Annotated in this window: 25 protein-coding genes; 12 read left to right on the top strand and 13 right to left on the bottom strand. The window is 74.9% G+C overall.

Translation table 11 applies throughout. From position 1 onward, the window contains the following. Positions 1-111: 111 nt before the first annotated feature. Both V9U69_RS18330 and V9U69_RS18325 read right to left on the bottom strand, forming a co-directional pair. Positions 112-885, bottom strand: coding sequence for an energy-coupling factor transporter transmembrane component T family protein (locus tag V9U69_RS18330; protein ID WP_337063299.1), 774 nt, complete (start codon positions 883-885; stop codon positions 112-114). Continuing rightward, the gene (locus V9U69_RS18325; RefSeq protein WP_337063298.1) at positions 885-3299 is read right to left on the bottom strand and encodes an ATP-binding cassette domain-containing protein; all 2415 of its coding nucleotides are present in this window, start codon (positions 3297-3299) and stop codon (positions 885-887) included. The genes V9U69_RS18330 and V9U69_RS18325 overlap by 1 nt, the downstream gene beginning before the upstream one ends. Positions 3300-3703: 404 nt before the next feature. Here V9U69_RS18325 and V9U69_RS18320 point away from each other — a divergent pair, with 404 nt between their 5' ends. Both V9U69_RS18320 and V9U69_RS18315 read left to right on the top strand, forming a co-directional pair. Continuing rightward, a complete protein-coding gene (locus tag V9U69_RS18320; RefSeq protein WP_337063297.1) occupies positions 3704-4120 on the top strand; it encodes an SSI family serine proteinase inhibitor in 417 nt (138 codons plus the stop codon). Between the two features lie 47 nt (positions 4121-4167). Then, on the top strand, positions 4168-4383 hold the full coding sequence (locus V9U69_RS18315) for a hypothetical protein (protein ID WP_337063296.1): 216 nt from the start codon (positions 4168-4170) through the stop codon (positions 4381-4383). Here V9U69_RS18315 and V9U69_RS18310 read toward each other — a convergent pair. Further along, a complete protein-coding gene (locus tag V9U69_RS18310; RefSeq protein ID WP_337063295.1) occupies positions 4334-7144 on the bottom strand; it encodes a SpoIIE family protein phosphatase in 2811 nt (936 codons plus the stop codon). The genes V9U69_RS18315 and V9U69_RS18310 overlap by 50 nt on opposite strands. A gap of 190 nt (positions 7145-7334) precedes the next feature. Here V9U69_RS18310 and V9U69_RS18305 point away from each other — a divergent pair, with 190 nt between their 5' ends. After that, positions 7335-8312: an epimerase gene (locus V9U69_RS18305; RefSeq protein WP_337063294.1), complete on the top strand. Its 978-nt coding sequence runs from the start codon at positions 7335-7337 to the stop codon at positions 8310-8312. 17 nt (positions 8313-8329) lie between these two features. Here the strand turns inward: V9U69_RS18305 and V9U69_RS18300 are convergent, their stop codons facing one another. The 3 genes from V9U69_RS18300 to V9U69_RS18290 are packed head-to-tail and all read right to left on the bottom strand — an operon-like array spanning position 8330 to position 10454. Continuing rightward, a complete protein-coding gene (locus V9U69_RS18300; protein ID WP_337063293.1) occupies positions 8330-9085 on the bottom strand; it encodes a ThuA domain-containing protein in 756 nt (251 codons plus the stop codon). After that, positions 9082-10149, bottom strand: a complete 1068-nt coding sequence (locus V9U69_RS18295; protein WP_337063292.1) for a Gfo/Idh/MocA family protein — start codon at positions 10147-10149, stop codon at positions 9082-9084. The genes V9U69_RS18300 and V9U69_RS18295 overlap by 4 nt, the downstream gene beginning before the upstream one ends. A gap of 47 nt (positions 10150-10196) precedes the next feature. Continuing rightward, positions 10197-10454: a hypothetical protein gene (locus V9U69_RS18290; protein WP_337063291.1), complete on the bottom strand. Its 258-nt coding sequence runs from the start codon at positions 10452-10454 to the stop codon at positions 10197-10199. Positions 10455-10729: 275 nt separating this feature from the next. Between V9U69_RS18290 and V9U69_RS18285 the strand changes: the two genes are divergently transcribed. Both V9U69_RS18285 and V9U69_RS18280 read left to right on the top strand, forming a co-directional pair. After that, entirely contained in the window at positions 10730-10942 is a 213-nt protein-coding gene (locus V9U69_RS18285; protein WP_337063290.1) for a helix-turn-helix domain-containing protein, read from the top strand. A 23-nt stretch (positions 10943-10965) separates the two neighbouring features. Next, positions 10966-11544 (top strand): Clp protease N-terminal domain-containing protein, encoded by a 579-nt coding sequence (locus V9U69_RS18280; RefSeq protein WP_337063289.1) that lies wholly within the window; start codon positions 10966-10968, stop codon positions 11542-11544. A 96-nt stretch (positions 11545-11640) separates the two neighbouring features. Here V9U69_RS18280 and V9U69_RS18275 read toward each other — a convergent pair whose 3' ends face one another. Further along, positions 11641-13065, bottom strand: coding sequence for a glucose-6-phosphate dehydrogenase (locus V9U69_RS18275; protein WP_337063288.1), 1425 nt, complete (start codon positions 13063-13065; stop codon positions 11641-11643). Between the two features lie 40 nt (positions 13066-13105). Beyond that, a complete protein-coding gene (gene gndA / locus V9U69_RS18270; protein WP_337063287.1) occupies positions 13106-14581 on the bottom strand; it encodes an NADP-dependent phosphogluconate dehydrogenase in 1476 nt (491 codons plus the stop codon). Positions 14582-14791: 210 nt separating this feature from the next. On the opposite strand from gndA, the gene V9U69_RS18265 reads away from it, so the two are divergent. Further along, positions 14792-15445, top strand: a complete 654-nt coding sequence (locus V9U69_RS18265; RefSeq protein WP_337063286.1) for a YczE/YyaS/YitT family protein — start codon at positions 14792-14794, stop codon at positions 15443-15445. A 112-nt stretch (positions 15446-15557) separates the two neighbouring features. Here the strand turns inward: V9U69_RS18265 and V9U69_RS18260 are convergent, their stop codons facing one another. Continuing rightward, entirely contained in the window at positions 15558-15905 is a 348-nt protein-coding gene (locus V9U69_RS18260) for a hypothetical protein (protein WP_337063285.1), read from the bottom strand. Between the two features lie 28 nt (positions 15906-15933). On the opposite strand from V9U69_RS18260, the gene V9U69_RS18255 reads away from it, so the two are divergent. From V9U69_RS18255 to V9U69_RS18240, 4 genes are all read left to right on the top strand, one after another. Then, positions 15934-16116, top strand: coding sequence for a hypothetical protein (locus tag V9U69_RS18255; RefSeq protein ID WP_337063284.1), 183 nt, complete (start codon positions 15934-15936; stop codon positions 16114-16116). A gap of 786 nt (positions 16117-16902) precedes the next feature. Further along, the gene (locus V9U69_RS18250; protein ID WP_337063283.1) at positions 16903-17193 is read left to right on the top strand and encodes a hypothetical protein; all 291 of its coding nucleotides are present in this window, start codon (positions 16903-16905) and stop codon (positions 17191-17193) included. Between the two features lie 430 nt (positions 17194-17623). Continuing rightward, the gene (locus tag V9U69_RS18245; protein ID WP_337063282.1) at positions 17624-17908 is read left to right on the top strand and encodes a hypothetical protein; all 285 of its coding nucleotides are present in this window, start codon (positions 17624-17626) and stop codon (positions 17906-17908) included. A gap of 152 nt (positions 17909-18060) precedes the next feature. Continuing rightward, a complete protein-coding gene (locus V9U69_RS18240; protein WP_337063281.1) occupies positions 18061-18309 on the top strand; it encodes a hypothetical protein in 249 nt (82 codons plus the stop codon). Positions 18310-18495: 186 nt separating this feature from the next. On the opposite strand, the gene V9U69_RS18235 is transcribed toward V9U69_RS18240, so the two are convergent. From V9U69_RS18235 to V9U69_RS18225, 3 genes are all read right to left on the bottom strand, one after another. Beyond that, positions 18496-18720, bottom strand: coding sequence for a DUF4287 domain-containing protein (locus V9U69_RS18235; RefSeq protein WP_337063280.1), 225 nt, complete (start codon positions 18718-18720; stop codon positions 18496-18498). 366 nt (positions 18721-19086) lie between these two features. Next, positions 19087-19527 (bottom strand): hypothetical protein, encoded by a 441-nt coding sequence (locus V9U69_RS18230; protein WP_337063279.1) that lies wholly within the window; start codon positions 19525-19527, stop codon positions 19087-19089. A gap of 85 nt (positions 19528-19612) precedes the next feature. Next, positions 19613-20044 carry a DUF6157 family protein gene (locus tag V9U69_RS18225; RefSeq protein ID WP_337063278.1) on the bottom strand — a complete coding sequence of 144 codons (432 nt, stop codon included), beginning with the start codon at positions 20042-20044 and terminating at the stop codon, positions 19613-19615. A 741-nt stretch (positions 20045-20785) separates the two neighbouring features. On the opposite strand from V9U69_RS18225, the gene V9U69_RS18220 reads away from it, so the two are divergent. Further along, a complete protein-coding gene (locus V9U69_RS18220) occupies positions 20786-21295 on the top strand; it encodes a DUF1648 domain-containing protein (protein ID WP_337063277.1) in 510 nt (169 codons plus the stop codon). 132 nt (positions 21296-21427) lie between these two features. Here V9U69_RS18220 and V9U69_RS18215 read toward each other — a convergent pair whose 3' ends face one another. Further along, positions 21428-21982 (bottom strand): winged helix-turn-helix transcriptional regulator, encoded by a 555-nt coding sequence (locus V9U69_RS18215; RefSeq protein ID WP_337063276.1) that lies wholly within the window; start codon positions 21980-21982, stop codon positions 21428-21430. Positions 21983-22105: 123 nt separating this feature from the next. On the opposite strand from V9U69_RS18215, the gene V9U69_RS18210 reads away from it, so the two are divergent. Further along, positions 22106-22681, top strand: coding sequence for a hypothetical protein (locus V9U69_RS18210; protein WP_337063275.1), 576 nt, complete (start codon positions 22106-22108; stop codon positions 22679-22681). Positions 22682-23155 lie beyond the last annotated feature (474 nt).

Below are 23155 nucleotides of genomic sequence, written 5' to 3'. Positions count from 1 at the left end.
ACCGCAACAACGTTGCGATCACGGACCGGTTCGCGGGAGGATTCTCAGGGGACGAGCCGAGGAACCCGAACCGGCGAAATCGCCCAGGTTACCCGCGCACGAGCGCTCCCGTCAGCCCCCCAGCGCGATCGGGGTCGCGGGCAGCGCCCCCCAGCGGGCCAGGGCCGCGCCCGCCACCAGGGCGAGGGCCACCACCACCACGGCGACGTCCGCGACGCCCGGCCGCCCCAGCTGCGGATCGCCCGCGAAACCCCGCAACCGCATCGTCGCCATCAGCAGCGGCCCGCGCCGCACCACGCCGAACAGCAGCGGCAGGGACACCTGCAGCGCGTCGCGCACGAACCGCAGCGGCCGGCGCGCCTGCAGCCGGACCCCGCGCAGGCGCATGTGCTCGGTGAGCTGCACCGCCTCCGTCAGCGTCGTGTACAGCAGGCGGTAGCACAGGCCCACCGCGAACGAGACGACCGCCGGCAGGCCCAGACCGCGCAGCCCACGGGCGGTGTCGTCGGGGTCGAGCGCGGAGAACACGCTGACGCTGAGCAGGATCGTGCCCGTCCACGCCAGCACCAGCCGCGCCTCCGCGCCGGCCGCGGTCACCAGCCCCCCGAGGTCCCCGGCGGTCAGCGAGCCCCACCCGCCGATGACGATCAGGGCGATGAACGTGGGCACGTGGATGCCCCACAGCACCAGCAGCCAGCGCCACGGGGTGCGCGCCAGCACCGCGGTCACCAGCCCGGCGACGACGGGCACCAGCATCCACTGCGTGCTGGGGGCCACGAAGACGAAGACGAACAGCAGCGCCAGCACCAGCAGCTTCACGCGCGGGTCGCGGCGGTTCACGACGGTGTCGCGACCGGTGTAGAGGACGGGGACGCGAGCGGACATCAGGCCTCCCGGGCGGGTGCGGTCGGGGCCGGCACGGCGGGGACGGCCGGCGCGGTCGAGGAGGTCGCGGGGGCGGACAGGGCCTCGACGAGGTCGGCCACGGTGCAGGCCCGCACCCCGACGGCCTCGCCCAGGACCCCGGCGCGCGGCAGCTCCAGCCGCCGCGAGGTCAGCAGCTCGCGCCGGTCACCGCGCAGCACCTCGCGCAGCGGTCCCTGCACGACGACGGCGCCGTGGTGCAGCAGCGTCACCGTGTCCACGACCTCGGCGAGCGCCTCCACGTCGTGCTCCGTGATCAGGACGGCCGCCCCGCGCGCGCGCAGCTCGGCGACCGCCGCGCGCACCCGCGCCGCGGTCCCCGGCCCGAGCCCGGTGAACGGGGCGTCCAGCACCACCACGGACGGTTCGACCACGAGCGCGGCGGCCAGCGCGACCAGCCGCCGGTGCGCCCGCGGCAGCAGGACGGGGTCGGCGTCGAGCACGTCCTCGGGCAGCCCCACCAGCCGGCGGGCGGCCTCGACCCGCTCGGCGACGGCCTCGGTGCGCCCGCGCTCGCGCAGGGAGAACGCGATCTCGTCGCGCACGCGCCGCCGCGACAGGGCCTGGTCGGCGCCCTGCGGCACGGTGGCGACCCGCAGGGCCAGGTCCGCCGGGTGCACGGCGGTGACGTCCTGGTCGTCGACGGCCACCTGCCCGGCCACGGGGTCCAGCAGACCGGCCAGGATCCGCACCAGGGTGCTCTTGCCGGCACCCGTGCGACCGACCACGGCGTGCACCTCCCCCGGACGCACCTCCAGGTCGACGCCGCGCAGCGCCGGGGAGCGGTCGGGGTAGGCGAAGTCCAGGCCGCGCACCCGCACCCGGGGGGCGTCGTGCGCCCACGGCGGCTCGCCGCCGGCGTCCGCACCCCGGCGCCCGGCACCGCTCCCGCCGCCGCTCCCGCCGCCGTTCCCGCCGCCGTTCCCGTGGTGCGCCGGCCGGTGCCCGCGGACGAGGTCGGCGAACTGCTGCGGCGTCAGCGGGGAGCCCGCCAGGCCCAGCTCGCGCGCGGCCGTCAGCTCCACGGGGGCTGCCAGGTCCGCCAGCTCGCGCACCCGGTCGTCGACCAGCAGGTCGCTGAGCGTGCCGTCGGCGACGACCCGGCCGGCCGAGAGCACGACGAGGCGCCGCGTGGCCTCCGCCAGCAGCGCGACGTCCTGCTCGACGAGCACGACGGTGGCACCGGCGGCCTCCTCGCGCAGCACCCGCATCAGGCGCTCGCGGTGCTCGCCGTCGAGGTGGCCCATCACCGCGTCCAGGACGAGGACCCGCGGGCGGGTGGCGAGGGTCGCGGCCAGGGCCAGCAGGACCTGCTGCCCCTCGGCCAGCTCCCACACCCACCGGCGGGTCAGGTCCTCGGCGCCCAGGCCGACGGCCTCGAGCAGCCGGCGCGCCTCGCGCTCGGCCTCCTGCGGGCGGGCGCCGCGGGTGCGCAGCGGCTCGGCGACCTCCGAGATCGCCCGCAGCTGCGTCAGCTGCCCGCCGGGGTCGTCGAAGACGATGCCCACGCCGCCCTCGGCGCGCACCTCACCGCTGACGCGCCCGCCGGTCACGTCCGGCAGCAGGCCCGCCAGCGCCAGCGCCAGCGTGGTCTTGCCGGCTCCCGGTGGGCCCGCCAGGCCGACGACCTCACCCTCGGCGAGGCGCAGGTCCACCGCGTCGAGGGCGGGCACGTCGCTGGTCGGGTAGTGGAAGGTCAGCCCGGTGGCGGTGACCGCCCACGGCCCGCCGTCCTCCCCGCGGGCGGCGCGCGCGCGGGGCTGCGGCGCTCCCCCCTGGGCGGCGGGCCGGGCGCGCGGCACCGGGGGGACGCGGTCGCGGTACCGGTCGGCGCCGCGGGGCTCGAAACCCAGGTACCGCTCGATGCGCCCGTAGAGCACCGGCACCAGGCCGAGGACGGGCAGCACCCCCAGCAGGACGCCGTCGCCGATCGTGTTGCCCACCGCGGACCACACGGCGATGCCCACCAGCTCGGAGTCGAACACCAGCAGCGACGCCGCCTCGATCACCGCGTGCACGACGGCCGCCAGCAGCGTCGCCACGACCAGCCGCGGCTTGCTCAGGGGCCGGTCGCCGACGACGTACCCGGCGAGGGTGAACGCCGCCAGGTACCCCACGGCGCCCAGGGCGTCGTCGATCTCGTAGCCCTCGAGCATGTCGCGCATGAACTCCCCGCCCATGGCGCCGACCGCCACCGCGAGCACGGGGCGGCCCCGCGGCACCAGCACCGCGAGCGCCACGGGGATGAAGAAGGGTTTGGCGTCGATGTCGACCGGGATCTCCGGGACGGCCTCGAGGATCGTCAGGGCCAGGAAGAAGATCGTGGCGCACAGGACCGCCACGATCGTCGTCCTCGCCGAGTTGCTCTCGCTCATCGCCGAGCTGCTCTCGCTCACGGGGGACCTCACGGACGAACCACCACCGTCGGGCTCTCGGTGCGCGCACGCGCACCTCGGGGCTTTCCGGACGTGTTGCACCTCCCCGGTTCCCGCGGCGGGTGAACGCGGGGCGCGGACCCGGTGGCGCCCGGGTGGCGACGCGGGGAAACCGCGGTGCCGCACCTCGCGGGAGCGGGGGGCCGTCCCGGCGGGAACCGGCACGGGCGCCGGCACGTCCCACCACGGGCGGTGACCGAGGGGCGGTCGGCGAGCGGTGCACGGGGCGGGGGGCGACGATGGTCGGCACGGTGCGACGGCGAGCGCCGGGCGCGGTGGTCCTGGCGGCCCTGCTGCTCGCGGGCGGCGCCGGGTGCGGTCAGCAGCAGGCGGGGGGACAGACGGTGAGCAGCACACCCAGCGCGTCGGGCACGTCCGGCGCCGCGACGGCGCCCGCACCGTCCGGGCCGGCGTCCCTGACGGTGACGGTCGACGACGGCGCGGGGGGCACCAGCACGTGGACCCTGGAGTGCGCGGCCGACGGCACCGCGAGCGGGACCCACCCGGACCCGGCGGCCGCGTGCGCGGCGCTCGCCGCGGCGGGGGAACCGTTCGCCCCGGTGCCGCCGGACACGGCCTGCACGCAGGTCTACGGCGGCCCGCAGCGCGCCACCGTCACCGGCACGTGGGCGGGGCGGGAGGTGGACGCGCGGTTCACCCGCACGGACGGCTGCGAGATCGCGCGCTGGGACGCGGTGGCGGCGCTGCTGAGCCCCGGCGCCGCCGCGGCCGGGCCGGAACCGCTCGCCGAGCCGTCCTGACCAGCGGCGGACCGCGACCACCGACGACACGAGACGGAGGGGCACCCGTGCCCGCTGACGAGCAGGCGCGCTTCGAGGCGCTGCGCCGCACCGCGAAGGCGAAGGGCTGGACCCTGGAGGCGCCGACGGCGCGGCACCCCGGCTACCTGCTGACCAGCGGCCGCCCCGGGGCGGCGGACGCGCGCATCGCCTTCGGGGAGAACGGCCCCGTGCTCACCCTCGCCGAGGCGGAGCGGTGGCTGCGGGAGCTGCCGAAGGGCTGAGCCCGGCCTCGGCCCGCACGATCGGCGGCACGTCCGGCTCGTCGGGCACGTGCGGCGGCACCCGGTTCGGGCCGGCCTCGGACGGGCGCGGCCGGTCCTGCGGGTGCAGGCGGACGGCGACCACGGCCACGTCGTCCTCGGCGGCGGGCGGCAGCATCCGCCGCAGCATCCGGTCCACCAGGGAGTCCAGGTCGAGGTCCTCGGCGGCGAGCTCCTCGAGGACCTCCTGCAGCGCGACCAGGCCCTCGTGCAGGGGCTGGTCGCGGCGCTCGACGAGCCCGTCGGTGTAGAGCACCACGGTGGAGCCGCGCTCCAGCAGGACCTCGCTGTCGCGGCGCTCCGCGTCGGGCAGCACGCCCAGCAGCAGGTCGGCGTGCACCCCGGCCAGCGGCAGCACCGAGCCGTCGGGGTGCACGACCATCGCCGGCGGGTGGCCGGCGCTGGACCAGCGCAGCCGGGTCACCCCGCGCCGCCGCTCGTCGGCGCTCTGCTCCAGGCGGGCGACGACGGCGGTGGCGGTGGTGGTGATCTCCAGGTTGGCCATCACCCGGTCCGTCCCGGCCAGGACCTGCGCCGGGGAGTCGTCGGCCAGCGCCCCCAGGGTCCGCAGGACGGTGCGCACCTGGCTCATCGCGGCGGCGGCCTGCGTGTCGTGGCCGACGACGTCGCCGATGACGAGCACCGTGGAGCCGCTGGGCTGCATGAACGCGTCGTACCAGTCGCCGCCGACCTGCGCGGCCTCCGCGGCGGGCAGGTAGCGCACCACGATCTGGCCGTGGTCCGGTTCGGGCGGCTCGGACAGCAGGGAGCGCTGCAGCCCCTCGGCCAGCTCGCGCTGCTGGCGGTACAGCCGGGCGGAGTCCAGGGCCAGGCCGGCGCGGTCGGCGACCTCGGCGGCCGTGAACATCTCCTGCGTGCTCAGCGGTGCGCGGCCGGGTCCGGTGAACACGGTCAGCAGGCCCACGGTCCGCCCGCGCCCGCGCAGCGGGAAGATCGCCGCCCCGCTCGGCGCCAGCTGCGCCAGCAGCTCGCGCGCCCGCCCGCCGGGTTCGAGCACCGCGGTGACGGCGCGGGTGGCGTCCGGGACCGGCACCGGCCGGGCGTGGCGCAGCGCCCGCCACAGGAAGGCCGTGTCCGTCAGCTCGTCCAGGCGGTGCTCGGAGTACTCCTGCACCAGCGGCAGCAGGGCCTCGTCGCGGTGCCAGCAGCCCGCGTCGCGCAGGCCCCGGCGCAGCTGCCCGGGGCGCCCGGCGGCCGTGCTGGCCCGCACCCCGGCCGGGGTGCTGGCCGGGGCGTCGTCGTCGACGACGCTGACGACGCACCAGTCGCCCAGCGCGGGCACGACCAGCTGCGCGAGGCTGGCCACGGCCAGCTCGGCCTCCAGCGCCCCGGACAGCTCCCGGGAGACCGCCGCCAGCAGCTCCTGGCGGGCCGCGGCCTCCTCCGCCGCCCGCCGGGCGGCCTCGGCGGCGTCCTGGGCGCGCTTGCGGGCGGTGACGTCCAGGAAGTACAGCGCCAGCCCCCGGTTCGGCTCACCGCCGTCCGGCACGACGCGCACCTCCACCCACACCTCCAGCGGCGCCGGGTAGTAGGCGTCGAAGACGACCGTCTCCCCCGTGGCCGCGGCGTGCCGGTACCGCTCCTCGAAGACGGTGCCGACGGCCGCGGGGAAGGCCTCCCAGACGTCGCGACCGAGCAGCTGCTCGCGCGAGGTGCCGGTGATGCGCGCCGCCTCGGCGTTGAGGTAGGTGACGCGCCAGTCGGCGTCCACGGCCAGGTAGGCGACGGCCATGGAGTCGAGGACGTGCTCGACGTGGGCGCCGGCCTCCCGCAGGCTCGTCACGTCGTAGGCCGCGCCCAGCAGCCGCGCCGGGGCGCCGTCGGGCCCGGGCAGCGTCGCGCCGCGCGCCACGACCCACCGGTACCCGCCGCCGGGGTGGGCGAAGCGGTGCTCGGCGTGGTACTCGCCGCCGCTGTCGACGGCCTCCCGCACCGCAGCGGTCGTCGCCTCGAGGTCGTCGGGGTGGAGGTTCGCGTAGACGTCCCGCACGGTGCCGCCGAACGTCTCCGGGGTCAGCCCCGCCAGCTCCAGCAGCCGCTCGTTCGCCGTCAGGGCCCCGGTGGCGAGGTCCAGGTCGAACGTGCCGAGCTCGGCGGCGCCGATCGTCAGCTCCAGCAGCGCCCGGTTGGAGGCGTACTCACCGCTGAGGGCGATCAGCTCCAGCTCGGCCACCGCGGCGGCGGCCACCTGCTGCAGCAGCGCCACGTCCTGCTCGCTCCACGACCGCGGCGCGGGCTCGAAGACGCACACCGCGCCCACCACGTGACCGCCGTCCACGGTCAGCGGGGCCCCCAGGTAGGACCTCACCACCCCGGAGGTCACGGCGGGCAGGTCCGCCACCCGCTCGTCGGCGGTGGTGTCGGCGATCGCCAGCGGGGCGCCGGAGGCGGCGGTCCGGGTGCACAGCCACTGCGCCAGCGGTTCCTCGCCGAGCGCACCGGCGGCCGGCTGGGGGCCCGCGGTCCCGGCCACGCGCTGCACGTCGCTCAGCAGCGAGACGCGCCCGGAGCCGGCGCCCAGCAGCCGGGCGGCCAGGTCCGCCAGCCGGTCCAGCCCGGCCAGGGTGCCGGTGCCGGGGTGCAGCCGGCGCGCCGCGGCCACCCGGGCCCCGTCCGCCGTCAGCGCCCGCACCGCCGCCTCGGCGGACCGGTCCACGGGCTGGTGCACGGGCTGGTCCCCGGGGGACGGGTCCTGCGGCACGCTCGGGCCTCCTGACGCCAGGTGGTTCCTCTGGCGTCACGCCAGCTGCACGGGTGGGCCCCCATCATCCCCGATCCCGGCGCCACCTCCGTCCCCCTCCCCTTCGGTGATCAAGGAAGTTGTCACTTCCTTGATCACCGAAGGGGAGGGAACGGGCCCGCCGGGAGCGGGCGCGGCCTACCCTCGGCAGGTGAAGATCGTGGTCCCGGGCGGGACGGGCCAGGTCGGCGGCGTGCTGCGGCGGGCCCTGGCGAAGCGCGGCGACGAGGTGGTGGTCCTCAGCCGCCGGCCCGAGCGCCTCCAGGACGGCGTCCGCCACGTCGTGTGGGACGGGCGCACCCTCGGCGCGTGGGCGGCCGAGCTGGACGGCGCCGACGCGGTCGTGAACCTCGCCGGCCGCACGGTCAGCTGCCGCTACACCGACGCGAACCTGCGCCAGATGATGGACTCGCGCGTCGAGTCCACCCGCATGGTCGGGGAGGCGATCGCCCGCGCCGCGCGGCCGCCCGCGGTGTGGGTGCAGATGAGCACCGCCACGATCTACGCCGACGCCCGCAGCCGCCCCGACGGGCTGCCCCACGACGAGGCGAACGGCGTCCTCGGCGGCGAGGAACCCGACGTCCCCCTGTACTGGGAGTACAGCGTGCGCATCGCCCGGCGGTGGGAGCAGGCGCAGACGGACGCCGACGTGCCCGCCACGCGCCGCGTCGCGCTGCGCACCGCGATGGTCATGACGCCGGACCGCGGCGGGATCTTCGACTACCTGTCGTGGATGGCCCGGCTCGGGCTCGGCGGCCCCGTCGCGGGCGGCGGGCAGTTCGTGTCCTGGATCCACGGCGACGACTTCGTGCGGGCCGTGCTGTTCCTCCTGGAGCGCGAGGACCTCGACGGCCCGTTCATCGTCGCCGCACCCCAGCCGCTCCCGCAGGGCGAGTTCACGCGCTCGCTGCGCCGGGCGTGGGGCCGCCGCCTCGGCCTGCCCGCGACCCGCCTCATGGCCGAGGCCGGCGCGCTCGTCCTGCGCACCGACACCGAACTGCTGCTGAAGAGCCGGCGGGTCGTGCCCGGCCGCCTGCTGGAGGCGGGTTTCACCTTCGCGCACCCCTCGTGGGACGCGGCAGCGGTGGACCTGGTCCGGCGGGCGCGGACGGTGCGCCGCCGGGACTGAGAGGACCCCGCCGGGGGTCACCCGGCGCCGAACCACTCCCGGGAGGGGTTGCTGACGTCCGGGACGTCGCGGCCCGGCTCGTCGGGCGCGGCCCAGCGGACGCCGTTGGCGAGGACCTGCTGGACGTGCGGGTGGTGGTAGACGGGGTACTCCTGGTCACCGGGGCTGAAGTAGAAGATCCGCCCGCGACCGCGGGTGAACGTCACGCCGGAGCGGAACACCTCCCCCCCGGCGAAGGAGCTGATGAACAGCAGGTCGTCGGGGTCGGGGATGTCGAACAGCTCCCCGTACATCTCCTGCCGGTCGATGACGATCGGGCTGGGGATCCCGCGGGCGATGGGGTGCGAGGGTTTCACGTTCCACACGAGTTCGCGCTCGCCCTCGTTGCGCCACGCCAGCGAGCACGTCGTCCCCATCAGGCGCGTGAAGATCTTCGAGTAGTGCCCGGAGTGCAGCACCAGCAGGCCCATGCCGCCCAGGACGTGCTGCCGGACCCGCTCGACGACGTCGTCGGCGACCTGCTCGTGGGCGGCGTGCCCCCACCACAGCACCACGTCGGTGCTCTCCAGCACCTGCTCGCCCAGGCCGTGCTCGGGGTCGGCGAGGGTGGCGGTGGAGACCTCCGCGTCCGGCAGCAACCGCCGCAACCCGGCGGCGATGGCGCCGTGGATCCCGTCGGGGTAGTACTCGCCGATGTCCGGAGGGTTCCGGTTCGCCTCGTGCACGCCCTCGTTCCACACGAGGACGCGCAGCGCCCGCTGCGTGCCGCTCACAGCTCCTCCACCCGCTCGACGTCCTCGACCCGGCCCGATCCCACCGAGCGCGCCGCCGCCTCCGCGATCGCGAGGCTTCCCAGGTTCGCCCGGCCGGTCACCTCCGGGGCGGGACCGCCCCGCACGGCGCGGGCGAACTGCCGCAGACCCGCGGAACGCCCCCACACGTCCGGCGCCGGCAGCTCCACCGGTTCGGCCTCCCCGCCGCCGCGGCTGAGGGTGACGGCGTCGTCGCCGGGGCCGTCGCCGCCGCGGCCGGTGAAGGTGATGCGGCCGTGCTCGCCCTCCAGGGCCCACTCGCCGTCCCAGGCGGTCTGCGGCCCGCGGCTGACCCAGCTGCCGCGGTAGCTGGCGACCAGCCCGCCGGTCATCTCGATCGTCAGCACCGCCGACGCCTCCTGCTCGAACCGGCTCCACGGCGGGTCGGTGACCTTCGCGTACACGCGCACCGCCTCGCGGCCGGTGACCATCCGCAGCAGGTCGAAGTGGTGGACGGCCATGTCGAACAGCAGCGGGTGCGGGAACGCGTAGTGCCGGTTCGTCTGCACCGGTGCGTCGTTGGCCCAGCGGCGGAAGTCGACGTGGACGACGGAGAGGTCGCCGATCGCGCCGTCCGCCACGAGCTCGCGCACGGCGCGCGGGGCCGGGTAGAACCGGTAGTTCTGGCTGACCTGCAGCACGAGACCGAGCTCCTCGGCGCGCTCGACGGCGGTGCGGGCCTCGGCGACGGTGCCGGCGAAGGGTTTCTCGACGAGGACGTGCAGGCCGGCGTCCAGCGCCTCCAGCGCGAGCGGAACGTGGAACTGCACGGGGGCGGTCACCACGACGCCGTCGGCGGCCACGGACCGCGCGGCCTCGCTCAGCGACGTGAAGCACGCGGCGTCCGGCAGGCCCAGTTCGCGCTGCGCGGTGCGCAGCGTGGGTCCGTGCGCGTCGACGATCGCGACGCGCTCCACCTCGGGGACCCGGGGGATCGCGTTGCGCTCCCAGTCCCGGCCCCAGCCGCCGAGGCCGACGTGCAGGAGGCGGGTGCGGGGGGCGGTTGTCGTGTCGGCGTCGACCACGTCCGCGACGCTACACCCCGCACCGGCGGGCGCCAGGGGCTCCGGGGTCAGGCGGCGCGGGCGCCGGCGCGGCGGGTGCGGTGCTCGTCCAGGTGCACGACCGGGGCGCGCGAGGCCCGCTCGGCGCGGTCGGCCTCGACGGCCAGGCGGCTCGCCTCGCCGAACCCGGCGCCGCGCGGCGCGACCAGCAGGCGGCCGTCCCGGCGCCCCTCCTCGGCGGCCCGGCCGGCCAGCGCCGCGGCCAGCAGGACCCCGATCCCGGCCAGCGCTCCCACGACCACCAGCACCCCCGTCAGAACGTCCACGGCGATCCCCTCCTCGGCACCGGGGCGGCCCGCCCGTCCCGGTGTCCCCAGGGTGCGCTGCGGAGGGTGTGCGGCGGATCGGTCCGGGGTGTGAAGTCCCCCGTCATCCCCCGGGTGGACCACGTCCCCCACGCGGCGCACCCGCCCCCGCACTCCCCTGCCCCGCACTCCCCCCTCGGTGATCAAGGAAGTTGCCACTTCCTTGATCACCGGAAGGGAGAGGAGGGGCGTCAACAAGGGTTGACGGGAGCAGGGTCGTCAACACATGATGACGCATGGCCGAACCGGACACCCTCGTCACCGCGGGCAGCGATCCCGACCCGGCCGTCGGCCTGCGGGCCGTCGCCGCGCTGCGCCGCCTCACCGAGCAGCTCGAACGCCTCCAGGTCGACCGCGCCCGGGAGCTCGGCTGGTCCTGGGCCGACATCGCCGGCGCCCTCGGGGTGTCCAAGCAGGCCGCCCACCGCAAGCACTCCACCCGCGACTGACCCGAGAACCGCAGGAGGACACCGTGTTCGAACGCTTCACGCCCCGCGCCCGGGAGGCCGTCGTCGGCGCCCAGCGGGTCGCCCGCGAGCTGGGGCACCGCGAGATCGGCGACGACCACCTGCTGCTGGCGCTGCTGGACGTCGGCGGCGTGGGTGCCGACGTGCTGCGCGCGGCCGGCGCCGACGCCGCTCGCCTGCGCGAGGAGGTCGCCCGCGAGCGCGGCCCGGAGGAGGACGCCGACGCGCTGCGCTCCCTCGGCATCGACCTGGACGCGGTCCGCTCCCGCGTGGAGGAGACCTTCGGGCCGGGGGCCCTGGAACGCGCGGGGCGCCGCCGCCGCGGCTGGCTGCGCCGGCGACTGCCGGGCGGCGGGCCGCTCAGCGGCCACGTGCCCTTCACGCGGCCGGCGAAGAAGGCGCTGGAGGAGTCCCTGAAGGCCGCGCTGGGCTTGAAGCACAACCACATCGGCACCGAGCACCTGCTGCTGGGCCTGCTGCGCGCGGACGGCCGCGCCGCGCGGGCGCTGACCGCCACCGGCGTGCCCCTGGACGCCGGCAGCGCGCGCGACGCCGTCGTCGAGGCCCTGCGCCGCTCCGCCTGACCCCGCCACCCCCACCCGCCCCTCCCCACCCGGTGATCAAGGAAGTTGCCACTTCCTTGATCACCGGGTGGGGAGGGGGTGTGCTCCGAGGGGGGGTCAGTGCTGGGTGAGCCAGCCGTAGGGGGCGGCGAGCTCGTCGGCCGCCTCCGGGCCCCAGGTGCCCGGCTCGTACGGGTGCAGCTCCCCGCGCTGCTCCAGCAGCGGCGTCACCACCCGCCACGCGTCGCGCAGGCCCGCGGAGGTGGTGAACAGCGCGCGGTCGCCGATGAGCACGTCGCGCAGCAGCGCCGCGTACGGCGGCAGCGGTTCCGCGTCGGGCAGCTCGGCCAGGTCCAGGTGCAGCTTGCCGGGCACCAGGTCGTCGGAGACGCCGGGACGGCGGGCGGTGACGCCCGCCCACACCGTGCCGTTGCCGGACAGCGTGAACGTGATCGTCTCCGGCTCGTCCGTGCGCTCCCCCGCGCCGTGCTGCAGCGCGGTCGGCGGCCGCAGCACGAGGGTGACGTGCTGGTGGGACTCGGCGAGCTTCTTGCCGGTGCGCAGCACGAACGGCACCCCGCGCCAGCGGTCGTTGTCCACCCACACCCGCGCCGCGACGAACGTGTCCGTGCCGGACTCGTCGTCGACGTGCTCCAGGTGCCGGTAGCCGCTGGACTGCCCCAGGACCACCTCGGCCGGGTCGATGGGGCGCAAGCAGCCCAGCACCGCCTCGCGGGCCTCCTGCAGCGCGTCCGGGCCCGGGCCCGCCGGCGGCTCGGCCGCCACCTCCGCGGCCACCTGCAGCAGGTGCGTGACGAGCATGTCCAGGGTGGCGCCGGTGGCGTCGTAGAACTGGGCCCGCTCGTCCACCCCGAGGGTCTCGGGCACGTCGATCTGCACCTGGGCGACGTGCTCGGCGCTCCACACCTGCTCGAACAGCCGGTTGGCGAACCGCAGCACGTGCAGCTGCTGGGTGGCCTCCTTGCCGAGGAAGTGGTCGATGCGGAAGACCTGCTCCTCCTCGAAGACCGACAGCACCAGCTCGTCGAGCCGCTCGAACGACTCCGGGGAGGTGCCGTACGGCTTCTCGTAGACCACGCGCGCACCCTCGGCCAGGCCGTGGGCGGCGACGGCGCGCGTGTAGTCCTCGAACGTCGACGGCGGCAGCGCCAGGTAGTGCACGAGCTGCGCGTCCTCGCCCAGTTCACCGCGGACCCGCTCCAGCACGTCCAGCAGCTCACCGGGGTCCGACTCGCTGAACCCGCCGCCGGCGAAGCGCAGCCCGGCCGCCACGGTGTCCAGCACGTCGTCGTCGAGGTCCTTGCCGAACTCGCGCAGGCCGGCGACCACGTGCTCGCGGTAGTCCTCGTCGCTCACGGGGCGGCGGCCGCTGCCGATGAGCGCCCAGCGCTCGGGCAGCAGGCCCGCCTTGGCGAGCGCCGCGAAGCCCGGCATGACCAGGCGCTTGGCCAGGTCGCCGGTGGCGCCGTACAGGACGAACACCGTCGCGGGGGCGGCCTGCCCGCCGGGGGCGTCGCTCATCGTGTCCTCGCTCTCAGTGCTCTCGGGGTCTCGCGGGGGCTCAGGCGGGGTGCTCGGCACCGTCACCGGCCCACTCGACGTGGAAGTCGCCGTCGCGGTCGACGCGCTTGTAGGTGTGCGCGCCGAACAGGTCGCGCAGGCCCTGCACGAGCGCGGCCGACGAGCGCGGCCGGCGCAGCCCGTCGTAGTAGGCCAGCGCGGAGGAGAAGCCGGGGGCGGGGATGCCGTGCTGCACCGAGTGCGCCACGACGCGCCGCCACGCCTCCTGGCCGTTCGCGACGGCGTCGGCGAAGTACGGGTCCAGCAGCAGCGAGGGCAGGTCCGGCTGCTTCTCGTAGGCCTCGCGGATCCGGTCGAGGAACTTCGCGCGGATGATGCAGCCGCCGCGCCAGATCGTCGCCATGGCGCCGGGGTCGATGCCCCAGCCGTACTCCGCCGAGCCGGCCTTGATCATGTCGAAGCCCTGCGCGTAGGCGACGACCTTCGAGGCGTACAGCGCCGCGCGCACGTCGTCGACGAACGCGTCCGCGTCCGTCTCGGCGACGAACGGGCCGTCCTCGGCTGGGCCGGGCAGGACGCCCTGGGCGGCCCGGCGCTGGTCGGTGTGCCCGGACAGGGCGCGGGCGAACACGGCCTCGGCGATGCCGGAGACGGGGGTGCCCAGGTCCAGGGCGGTCTGCACCGTCCAGCGGCCGGTGCCCTTCTGCTCGGCGGCGTCGAGGATGACGTCCACCAGGGCCACCCCGTCCTGCGTGGGGTCGTCCTTGGCGAGCACCTGCGCGGTGATCTCGATGAGGAAGGACTCCAGGTCGCCGGAGTTCCAGGAGGTGAACACCTCGGCGAGCTGCTGCGGGGTGCGGCCCAGGCCGTGGCGCATCAGGTCGTACGCCTCGGCGATCAGCTGCATGTCGGCGTACTCGATGCCGTTGTGGACCATCTTCACGAAGTGGCCGGCGCCGTCCGGGCCGACGTGCGTGGAGCACGGCGTGCCGTCCACGGAGACGGCGATGTCGGCGAGGATCGGGCCGAGCTTGGCGTAGGCGTGCTCGGAGCCGCCCGGCATGATCGACGGGCCCAGCAGCGCGCCCTCCTCACCGCCGGAGACCCCGACGCCGGCGAAGTGGATGCCCCTCTCGCGCAGCGCCGCCTCGCGGCGGCGGGTGTCGGCGAAGTGGGCGTTGCCGGCGTCGACGATGATGTCGCCCTCGCTCAGCAGCGGCGCCAGCTCGTCGATGACGGCGTCGGTGGGGCCGCCCGCCTTCACCATGACGATCACGGTGCGGGGGGAGGTCAGGGAGTCGACGAAGTCCTGCGCCGAGTACGCCGGGACGAAGGTGCCCTCGTGGCCGAACTCCTCCACGAGCGCCCTCGTGCGCGCGTCGCTGCGGTTGTGCACCGCGGTCACGTACCCGTGCCGGGCGATGTTGCGGGCGAGGTTGCGCCCCATCGTCGCCAGGCCCGTCACACCGATCTGGGCCTTCACCTGCTCAGCCGCCTGCTGCGTGGTCTCGGTCACCCGCGGGAGTCTTCCACGGCCGGGGGCCGCCCCATCACCCCCCGGCACCGGGGGGCGTGACGGCGGCGAAAACTCTTCCTCACCGCGCGGCGGCGCGGCCGTGAGGGCGCACCGGCCCCGCGGGGCGGGCGCGCCGGGCACCTGCGAGGCTGGGACGGCACCGTCGAAGCACCGGCGCCGCCCGCCGCAGCCACCGGAGACGAACAGCCCGTGAGCGCCCGAAGCGCCGAGGACCCCACCCCGCCCGCACCTCGTCGTCGCCTGCCGCCGCCGGTGCGGGTCGTGCAGTTCCTCGCCGGCCTGTCGCTGTGCGCGGCGGGCGTGTGGGGCTCCCTGCAGGTGCAGCTCGGCGTCGCGTCCTGGGACGTCCTGCACGCCGGCGTCGCCGACCGCACCGGCCTGTCCTACGGCACCGTCGTCGCCGCCGTCGGCGTGCTCGTGGTCGTCCTGTCGCTGTTCCTGGGGGTGCGGCCCAGGGTGGGCACCCTGTTCAACGTCGTGGTGATCGCGGTGGCGCTGGACGCCCTGCTGGGCTCGCCGTGGCTGGACGGCCTGCACACCGCCCCCGTCGCGGTGCGGGCGGCCGTGCTCGCCGCCTCCGTGCTGGCGCTGGGCTTCGGCGGCGCCCTCTACATCGGCGCCGGGCTGGGCAGCGGCCCGCGCGACAGCCTCATGGTGGCGTGCCACCTGCGCGGCTGGCCGGTCGGCGCCTCCCGCGTGGTGATCGAGGTGGCGGTGGTCGCGGTCGGCTGGCTGCTCGGCGGGCCCGTCGGGGTGGGCACGGTCGTGATGGCGTTCGCGCTCGGGCCGGTCACGCAGCTCGCGTTCCGGGTGCTGCGCCAGTCGCCCGCGGCGGGCACCTGAGCGCACCGGCCCGGGGGTGGACCGCGCGGTGGTGGGCGCCTCCAGCCGTGCGGCACCGGTGGTGCGCGGTGGGCCGGCGACGTCGCCGGCCCGACGGTGGTCCGTTCCCGGATCAGCGGGTGCGGGACCGCTGCGGGGTGTGGTGGTGCCTGGTGGACCACCTGAGCCAGTAGCCGGCCACGACCGCGGCTCCGGTCAGCGTGGCCAGCACGATGCCGGTGCGTGCTCGCGGGTACGCGAACAGCAGCAGCGACAGCGAGATCGCACCGCCCAGCACCAGCAGGGCGGCGATGGTCCTCTGCAGCACGGTCTCGTTCCCCTCCTCGGCGGAGCTGCGGTCGTCCTCGACGCGGCCGGGACGGTGCCCGCCGGCCCGCTGCCGCGGTCGTGCTCGCGGCGGTGCCGGCGCCGCGTCCGCGTGCACCCCGACCGCGATCCGCGGGTGCACGACCCTGCCCACCGTAGGCGCCTCCGCTGCAGCCGTCACGGTGGAGCAGGGGCAGGTCGCGGGCGGTGACGTCATCGTCAGCGCCGGTCTCCCGCAGGACCGCGTCGCCGTCGAGACCTCCTTCGAGCCCCTCGCGCACGCCGCGGTGTGCTCCTCGGCGAGGTCGACGCGCAGCAGCGGCCTGCTCGGTCCGATCGTGGTCGCGCGCCCCTCTCGGCGCTGATGACCGAGCGCGCGTGCCGTGCGCAGGGTCGCCGGGTACGAGTTCCGGAGAACCTCCGCCGCTGGTGGGACCACGTCGCAGGCCCCGGAGCCGGACCGCTGGAGAACGCCGGCAGCGTCGGGTTCGGTGTGGCCGGAGCCGTGCTGGCCCCGCGGCTGGCGGATCCCGACGTCCGCCGACCTGGCGGGAAGGTTCTCCGGGACGCGCTGGTGCGGGTCGTGGCGCTGGACCTGCGGGGTGGGTCGTGGTGCAGCAACACCCCTGCCGCGGCGCGCTGGTCCCACCGCCCTGGGCGGGGACCGCGTCAGCGCCTGGTCTTCTGCGCCGCTCACCTGCACCCCTTCGTCATCGCCCGGCTCGACGGTGCGTCGGCTGGGCGGCTGCGGTGGAGGCGCGCCTTCCTGGAGTACGCCTACCTGCTGGTGTCGGCTACCGCGATCGAGGGTGCCGGTGAGCCGCGCGCGCGTCGGGTCGTGGGCGTGCTGGCGACGGCGGGCGGAGTCCTGGTGGACCGGACGCGTGGTGGGAGCCTCGCCGGGCGTGGAACGGGCCGACGGGTCACGGCGTCCGAGGGACGTGCGACTCCGTCGAGCTCTCGCGGTCACCGGTGCGCTGGCCTTCTTCTGCGCAGCGCTGGGCACGGCGCCCGCGGTCCTTCCGGTGACGTCCGCAGCGGCCAGCTGCGTGGGACCGCGACTGGTGGTCGGCTCGGACCCTGCCGCGGCGGAGCCCACGGCTCAGGAGAGCCCGGCGCCGGTTCCCGTCCCGGGCAGCGGGGAACTGCAGGTGTCCGGGCGGTGGTTCCACGAGGGCTGCGACGACACCGGTGCTGCCGGTGCGGGCTGCGCTGGGCCGACCACGACCTCGCAGAGCCCGATGGAGGACGTGGACCTCGTCCTGACGCAGGGGGAGGCGTCGTGGACGCTGGGCACGGCGGATGCCGCCGGTCGCGCCGAGCAGTACGCCGTCGGCTGGCAGGTCCGCCTGCCCGAGGACGTCGCGCCGGGCCCGGCCGTGCTCAGCGCCGCCGGCGCCGAGGTTCCGGTGCTGGTCGGCGGCTCGGCGCCGGGTGCGTGACGGCGACGCCGAGGCGTGGCGCGTCGCTGGTGCATCGCGACGTTCGAGACCGTCTGGGACGGCGGTGGCCGGCGGGGAGCGGTCGTTCCCGGTGAGCGGCCGCTGGTCGTGACCGGCGCACGGGACCAGTCCACCTCTGCTGAGTCGCTGATCAACGTGCGTCGGGTCACGACGAGGCGGAACTCAGGGGGGCCTGGTGAGCAGCCGTTCCAGCTGCTCCAGGAGAGGGTCGCCACAGCTCTCCAGTCCGATGCGTCGGCGTCCTCTCGATCTCGGCGAGAGCGCGGGATGTCTGCGGGATGACCGCGCACACGGAACGCACCTCTCAGCAGCGGCGCCCAGCACGCCCGCCCCTGGTCGCTGAACAGGTCCGGCGCCTCGCCGCGTTCGATCGCCCAGCACCGGGCTGACGCTGCGAGCATGGGCGGCGGTGATCGAGCGGGTCGAGGCAGGAGGGGTCATGTCGGTGAGCGCGGTGTTGTCCCGTGTCGGGCTGGTGCTGGTGCACCTGGGGGGCGCGCTGGCCCTGCTGGCCGTCTGGTCCGACGCCACGCTGGATCCTGGTGCGGGCGCCAACATCGGTGGGGCCCTGGCCGTCGTGGCTGGTGCGGGTCTCTTCGTCGTCGGGGTGCTCCTCGAGGCCAGCGCCTCGATCACTCGCGTGGTGAGCCGGGGCCGTGATCGCCGTCATGGTCGGGTCGCAGCCGCCCGCTGAGGATGACGGGCTGTCCGTGAGCGTCCACGACACCGGCGCGACCGGGTGCTCGATGCGCCGTTCAGGGGCGTGTCAGGGTCATCCCTGAGGCGCACCGGGCTCCGTTCGCCGATCGTCGGGCGGTCGGAGTCGGGTGGCGTGGAGGAGCGACGGTGACGGACGACAGCACCCCTGAGGGCGGCACGGCCGAGGAGGCCCTGCTGGTGTCCTTCGGCGTGGACTGCGGTGAGGTCGTGCCCGGCCGGCACCTGCACCTGCGTGGCCTGCGCGATGAGGGGCACTGGCCCGACCGGCTGGGCAACCGCCTGCCCGACCACGTGCACGGCAGCTGGCACACGGTCTCCCTGGCCTGGGAAGTGCTTCCTGCGGTGCGCGAGGCCGCGACGCATCCAGCGACGTGATCGAGGGCTCACCGCACCCGATCGGGCGGGTCGTCATCGACCTGGGCGCGAGATCGGCGCGCTGGGAACGCGACGCATCCGCGCACTGACGACTGCACGACCATCGGCAGGTGCGGGCGCCCTGGCCAGCGGCAAGACCGTGAAGTCGTTTCGGCTCGCGGGGCGCCGTAGCCGACCCTTGGCGGGTCAGGCGTGCTCGTCCTCGGCCAAGGTGGCGGCCACCAGCGCGTTGGCGTGTCCGTGCCCGAGGCCGTGCTCGCTCTTGAGCCAGGTGACCAGGTCCATGTGCCGGGCCGCGGGGTGCTGGGTGCGGTGCTCGCGCAGCAGGTGCTGCCAGTGCGCGATCGGATGTCCGTACTTGGCTTCGATCGATGGGAAGTAGGACGTCGGTCCCTTGGTGCTCTCGGGCACGAGGCTCTCCGGTGGCTGGTTGCGGGTGCCGTTGACGATGAGACCGCCCGGAGCCTGCGAAGTGATCGCTGCTGGTCGAGTCGGTGTCGTCGTGAGCTGTCACGATCGCGCGCCCACCGCGGGATGACCGTGCGTTCGGAGCCGCGGCGGACAGCGGTGCTGCAGGCGGGAGCGAACACGCCGGCGTGGGCCGTCGCTGCTCAAGCATGTCGGTGGTGGTCTGCAGCGAGACCGTCCGGCACCCCGCGGTGATCTTGCACCGTTGAGGGCTCAACGGTGCAAGATCACCATCAGGGAGGACGTCACGACATCGGCAGGACCGCACGATGTCTGCGGGATGACCGTGAGGTCCCCAGCGCTTCGGACTCAGGCCAGCACCAGCACGCTGCGTTGTGCGGCGAGCTCTTCATCGCTGGGGTCGTGCCCGGCAGGGATGGCCATGGCGATCTGCGCCGGAGTGATGCCCGCCGCGAAGGCGGCACGGAAGAGAGCACCCACCTCGGCGGGGGCCTCCACCAGGCGCATCTGCACCGCGCTCAGCTGCCCGGCGCGGAGCAGCTCTGCGGCTGCACCGCCGCGGAAGTTCAGCCGCCACGGTGCGTCGGTGAAGACCAAGCATTGTCCGGCGACCTCGTGCACGCCGACGGGAACTTCGAAGCGCCGGCCGCTGCGCCGGCCGGTGACTTTCAGCACCGCCACCGGCAGGCGTGCGCCGAGCCGGGTCGGCACCAGCCGTCGCACCAGGGGGTTGGCGATGTGCTGGACGAGCCAGCGGGGTGGGCGCCGGTCGTGGATGTGCTGGCTCATGATCGTCCTGTCCTGTCTTGTCCCGCGCCGCCGTGCTGCCTCGGTATTGGTGTCGGTGCTGGTGCCGGTAAGGGTGGAGGCAGGTTCAGCCGGCCCGTCGTGAGCGCATCGCCTTCAGCTGGGTCAGGGAGGTGTCCTGGCTCAGGCGGGTGTACTCACCCGAGTCCACGGGGTGGGCGGTGATGCGGCCTTGGTCGTCGTAGTGCAGGCCCCAGCCGTAGGTCTTGCCCAGCGGGGAGGCTCGCAGGCAGGCACGCGGTTGGGCGAAGTACTCCGCGAGCATCCGCTGCAGCTCCTCCTGGGGCAGGTCCTCCAGGGCGTTGACGTCCTCGCGGGCTCGGAGCTGGGGTGAGGAGGCCAGCAGCACTTCCTCCTGGGTGTAACGACCCGGGCGCGTGGTGAGCATCGCGTGCTGCAGACCGGCCACGGTGGGCTTGCCACCGCGTTCGGGCGGTGTCTCGCCGGTGCTTGCTCGGCAGTCCTCGGCCACGGAGATGAAGGTGTCGCGGTAGCCCATGCCCGTTCCTACCGCGCCGGACCGACACTCCGGTAGGGGCGGACATCGGCAGAAGCTGACGTCCCGACCAGCGCGATGACCGGGCATCGGCGTGGCGCGGCCGAGCATCTTCTCGGGCGACGTGCACCTGCACGCGGACTTCGCCTGGCATGGTCGACAGGTGACTCCTCGCGCGGTGCCCGAGACTTCGCTGCGACAGCCTCCCTTCGATGCCGTGGTCGGTCGGGGCTTGCTGCGAGGAGCGCTGTGCGGGGCGGTGCTGGGGCTCCTGCCAGGCCTGGCGCTCGTGGGGTCGGGGCTGCAGGACGGCGCTGGAGGGCTGGAACTGGGAGCGGGTATGGGCCTGGTCGGCGCGGTGCTGGGAACCGTGTGCGGGCTGCTGGCCGCCGGTGGCGCCCTGGCGGTGCTGGCGGTGGCTGAGCGTCGTGAGCGTCGCCGGGACTGGGGGTGGAGCGTGCTGGCTTCGGTGGGGGCGGCAGCGGTGGCGGTGCTCGTCTTCAGCGTGGGCTGGTGGGCAGCCAAGGGGATGGCGCTGCCTGCCGCGGTGCTCGCGCCCGGTGCTGTCGTCTGCGCTGCGGTGGCGCTGCGGCAGGTGCGTCTGCTGGTGCGCCCCCCTGGGGTGACCGCCGCAGGTGATCGGTCCTGGTGCGCGAGGCGGGTGCTGCGGCACCCTCGTGGTCCGAGGAGTCCTGTTCTCACGCGTCGCGGCCACCGCGAGGTGGTTTCGGTAACGTCGCGGCCGTGTTCCACAAGGCTGCACCTCTCGCCTTCGCCGTCAGCACCGTGCTCGCTGCAGCGGCTGTCGTGGTTGCGGCGGTGGTGCTGCCGGAACGGGTTCCGACGTACTTCGGTGCGGACGGTGAGGCCGGCAACTGGAGTTCGCGCGCTGAGGCGGTCACGTTCCTGGCCCTGGTCACCGCGGGCATGGCCGGCCTGTTCGCGGTCACGGCGCGGTGGGTGCTGCGGATGTCCGTGGAGTGGGTGAACGTCCCCCACAAGCAGCGGTGGATCGAGGCCGGCCTGGAGGGGGAGCTGCGTCGTCGGTTGCGTGAGGACGTGCTCCTCTTCGGTGCGAGCACCAACGTCCTGGTCCTGTCGGTGACGATCGCCGTGGTCCAGGCCGCGTTCTCGGGGACCGACGCCCTGCCCGTGTGGTGGTTCGTCGTGTTCGTGCTGTGGTTCCTGCTCACCGTCGCCCACGCCGTGCTCATGCACCGGGTGCGATACCGCTTGGACCGCACCGGCGGCTGACGCCTGTGAGGTGCGGGCCACGCGGACGTCCACCGACCGGCGGTGTGACCGTGAAGTCGTTACGGGCATCACCCGACGATCGCGGTGCCGGGAGAACCGGTGGCATCGGGCGCTCGTCACCCAGTGAACGTTCTACCTCTCGTCGACGGCGTTGCCGGTGGGGGTGGGCGGTGGTTCGGCGTGCGTGGTCCCGGCGGTGGGCAGGTAGTTCCCGATGAGCACGGTGCCGGGCGAGGCTCGCCCGCCCGGGCCGGGCACCGCGACGACGTCGTCGGCGTGCACCGGCTGTCCGCAGTGCGAGCAGTGCACCTGCGGGGTGAAGGAGTGCGCGCAGGCGCGGTGCTCGAAGGCGATGGGGGGCCCTGCCGGCGGTGTGGCCCAGCGATCTCCCCACGCCGTCAACGCCATCAGCACCGGCACCAGTTCACGCCCGGCCGCGGTGAGCACGTACCGATCGCGCGGCGGACGCTCCCGGTAGCGCTCACGCTCGACGACGCCGCCCTCGATGAGGGTCTGCAGGCGGGTGGTGAGCAGGTTGCGCGAGATGCCCAGGTCCCGCACGAGGTCCTCGAAGCGGCCCACTCCCAGGTACAGGTCGCGCAGGATCAACGGCGACCACCAGTCGCCGACGACCTGGAGGGACTGAGCCAGGGAGCAGTGCATCTGGGCGAAGCTGGTCTGGCGCACTCCACCACCCTTGAGGGTTTCGGCATTGAACTCACTCTGGCAGCGTGCTGATCTCCAGTCGGGCTGGCCTGGTGTCCACGCACATCCAGCAGCGCCGGCGCCGGTCGTCGATGAGGAGCGGGCGTGGAACAGGCACAACCAGGGGTCCAAGCACGCCCGCAGGACCACGGACTGGGGCAGGCGGTCGAGCAGCGCGGGGGCATCGATCCCCGAGGTGAGCAGGCGATCGCTCGCTGGATAACTGCCGGTGAGGCTCGTGATGCTGCTGCGGCGGTCAGTGCGCTCAATCAGGACGTGCAACTGATCTCGCCGATCACCGAGCGGTTCGTCTTCACCGGGCGGGCGCAGGTGCAGAACCTGCCGGAGGTGGCGCTGGAGGCGATCGAGGACATCGTCTACACCGATCAGGTCCTCCAGGGCCGCACCGCGGTCCTCTTCTACGAGGGGAAGGTTGCAGGCGTGAGGCTGCACGAGGCACAGCGCCTGCGTCTGGACGCTGATGAGCTCATCAGCGAGATCACCTTGTTCATCCGTCCACTACCGGCGCTGACCGCCTTGATGCGTCGTCTGGGTCCCGAACTGGCCCGCCGCAACGGTCAGCCGGGGCTGGCTCGTGTCATCCCCTTGGCCAGCGGTGCGCTGCGTTCCATGGCCAGCACCGGAGAGAACAGGATCGTGCTGCGGACAGCGCCGCGCTGAGCGCAGCACGCTTCGAGGGTGCACGAGGGCGTTGTCTGCGAGCGCCACGCCCGCCACGCCGCGCCGTCACCGCCGGGCGCCGACGCGCGGATCGCGGTACGGCCGTGAAGTCGGGCCACTGCGTCCGAGTTCCTCGCGCCCGAGGTCGGTCTGCTCCTGCTGGCCCGGCAGACGGGTGGAGGTGGCGTTCATGCATGAGCACCTGCAGCCGGTGCCGGCCTGGTCGCGGCAGGACGTCGATCGAAGCTCGGGTCGGTGATCGCGCGCCGAGTGCGGATGTTCGGCGGTGACGCCGGTGCGCGGTGGGCAGCACGAGGTGGGTGCGCAGTGCGACAGCACCACGTGGATGCACGGCCGAGCCGCTGGAGTGCTGGTCAGGACCGTGCCAGGAGCAGCAGCAGCGGCAGCGGCAGGCACAGGACCGCCTGCGGCACCGCCACCAGCAACACGGTGACGCGGACGTTGGCGCGCCGC

This window comes from Kineococcus sp. G2 (assembly GCF_037154035.1).
Lineage (GTDB): Bacteria > Actinomycetota > Actinomycetes > Actinomycetales > Kineococcaceae > Kineococcus.
This window is presented reverse-complemented; position numbering and strand designations above follow the sequence as displayed.

Excerpts from the sequence above, each read along its gene's own strand:
- V9U69_RS18330 (WP_337063299.1), bottom strand. The coding sequence starts at position 885 with ATGTCCGCTCGCGTCCCCGTCCTCTACACCGGTCGCGACACCGTCGTG.
- V9U69_RS18325 (WP_337063298.1), bottom strand. The coding sequence starts at position 3,299 with ATGAGCGAGAGCAACTCGGCGAGGACGACGATCGTGGCGGTCCTGTGC.
- V9U69_RS18285 (WP_337063290.1), top strand. The coding sequence starts at position 10,730 with ATGGCCGAACCGGACACCCTCGTCACCGCGGGCAGCGATCCCGACCCG.
- V9U69_RS18275 (WP_337063288.1), bottom strand. The coding sequence starts at position 13,065 with ATGAGCGACGCCCCCGGCGGGCAGGCCGCCCCCGCGACGGTGTTCGTC.
- V9U69_RS18230 (WP_337063279.1), bottom strand. The coding sequence starts at position 19,527 with ATGAGCCAGCACATCCACGACCGGCGCCCACCCCGCTGGCTCGTCCAG.
- V9U69_RS18225 (WP_337063278.1), bottom strand. The coding sequence starts at position 20,044 with ATGGGCTACCGCGACACCTTCATCTCCGTGGCCGAGGACTGCCGAGCA.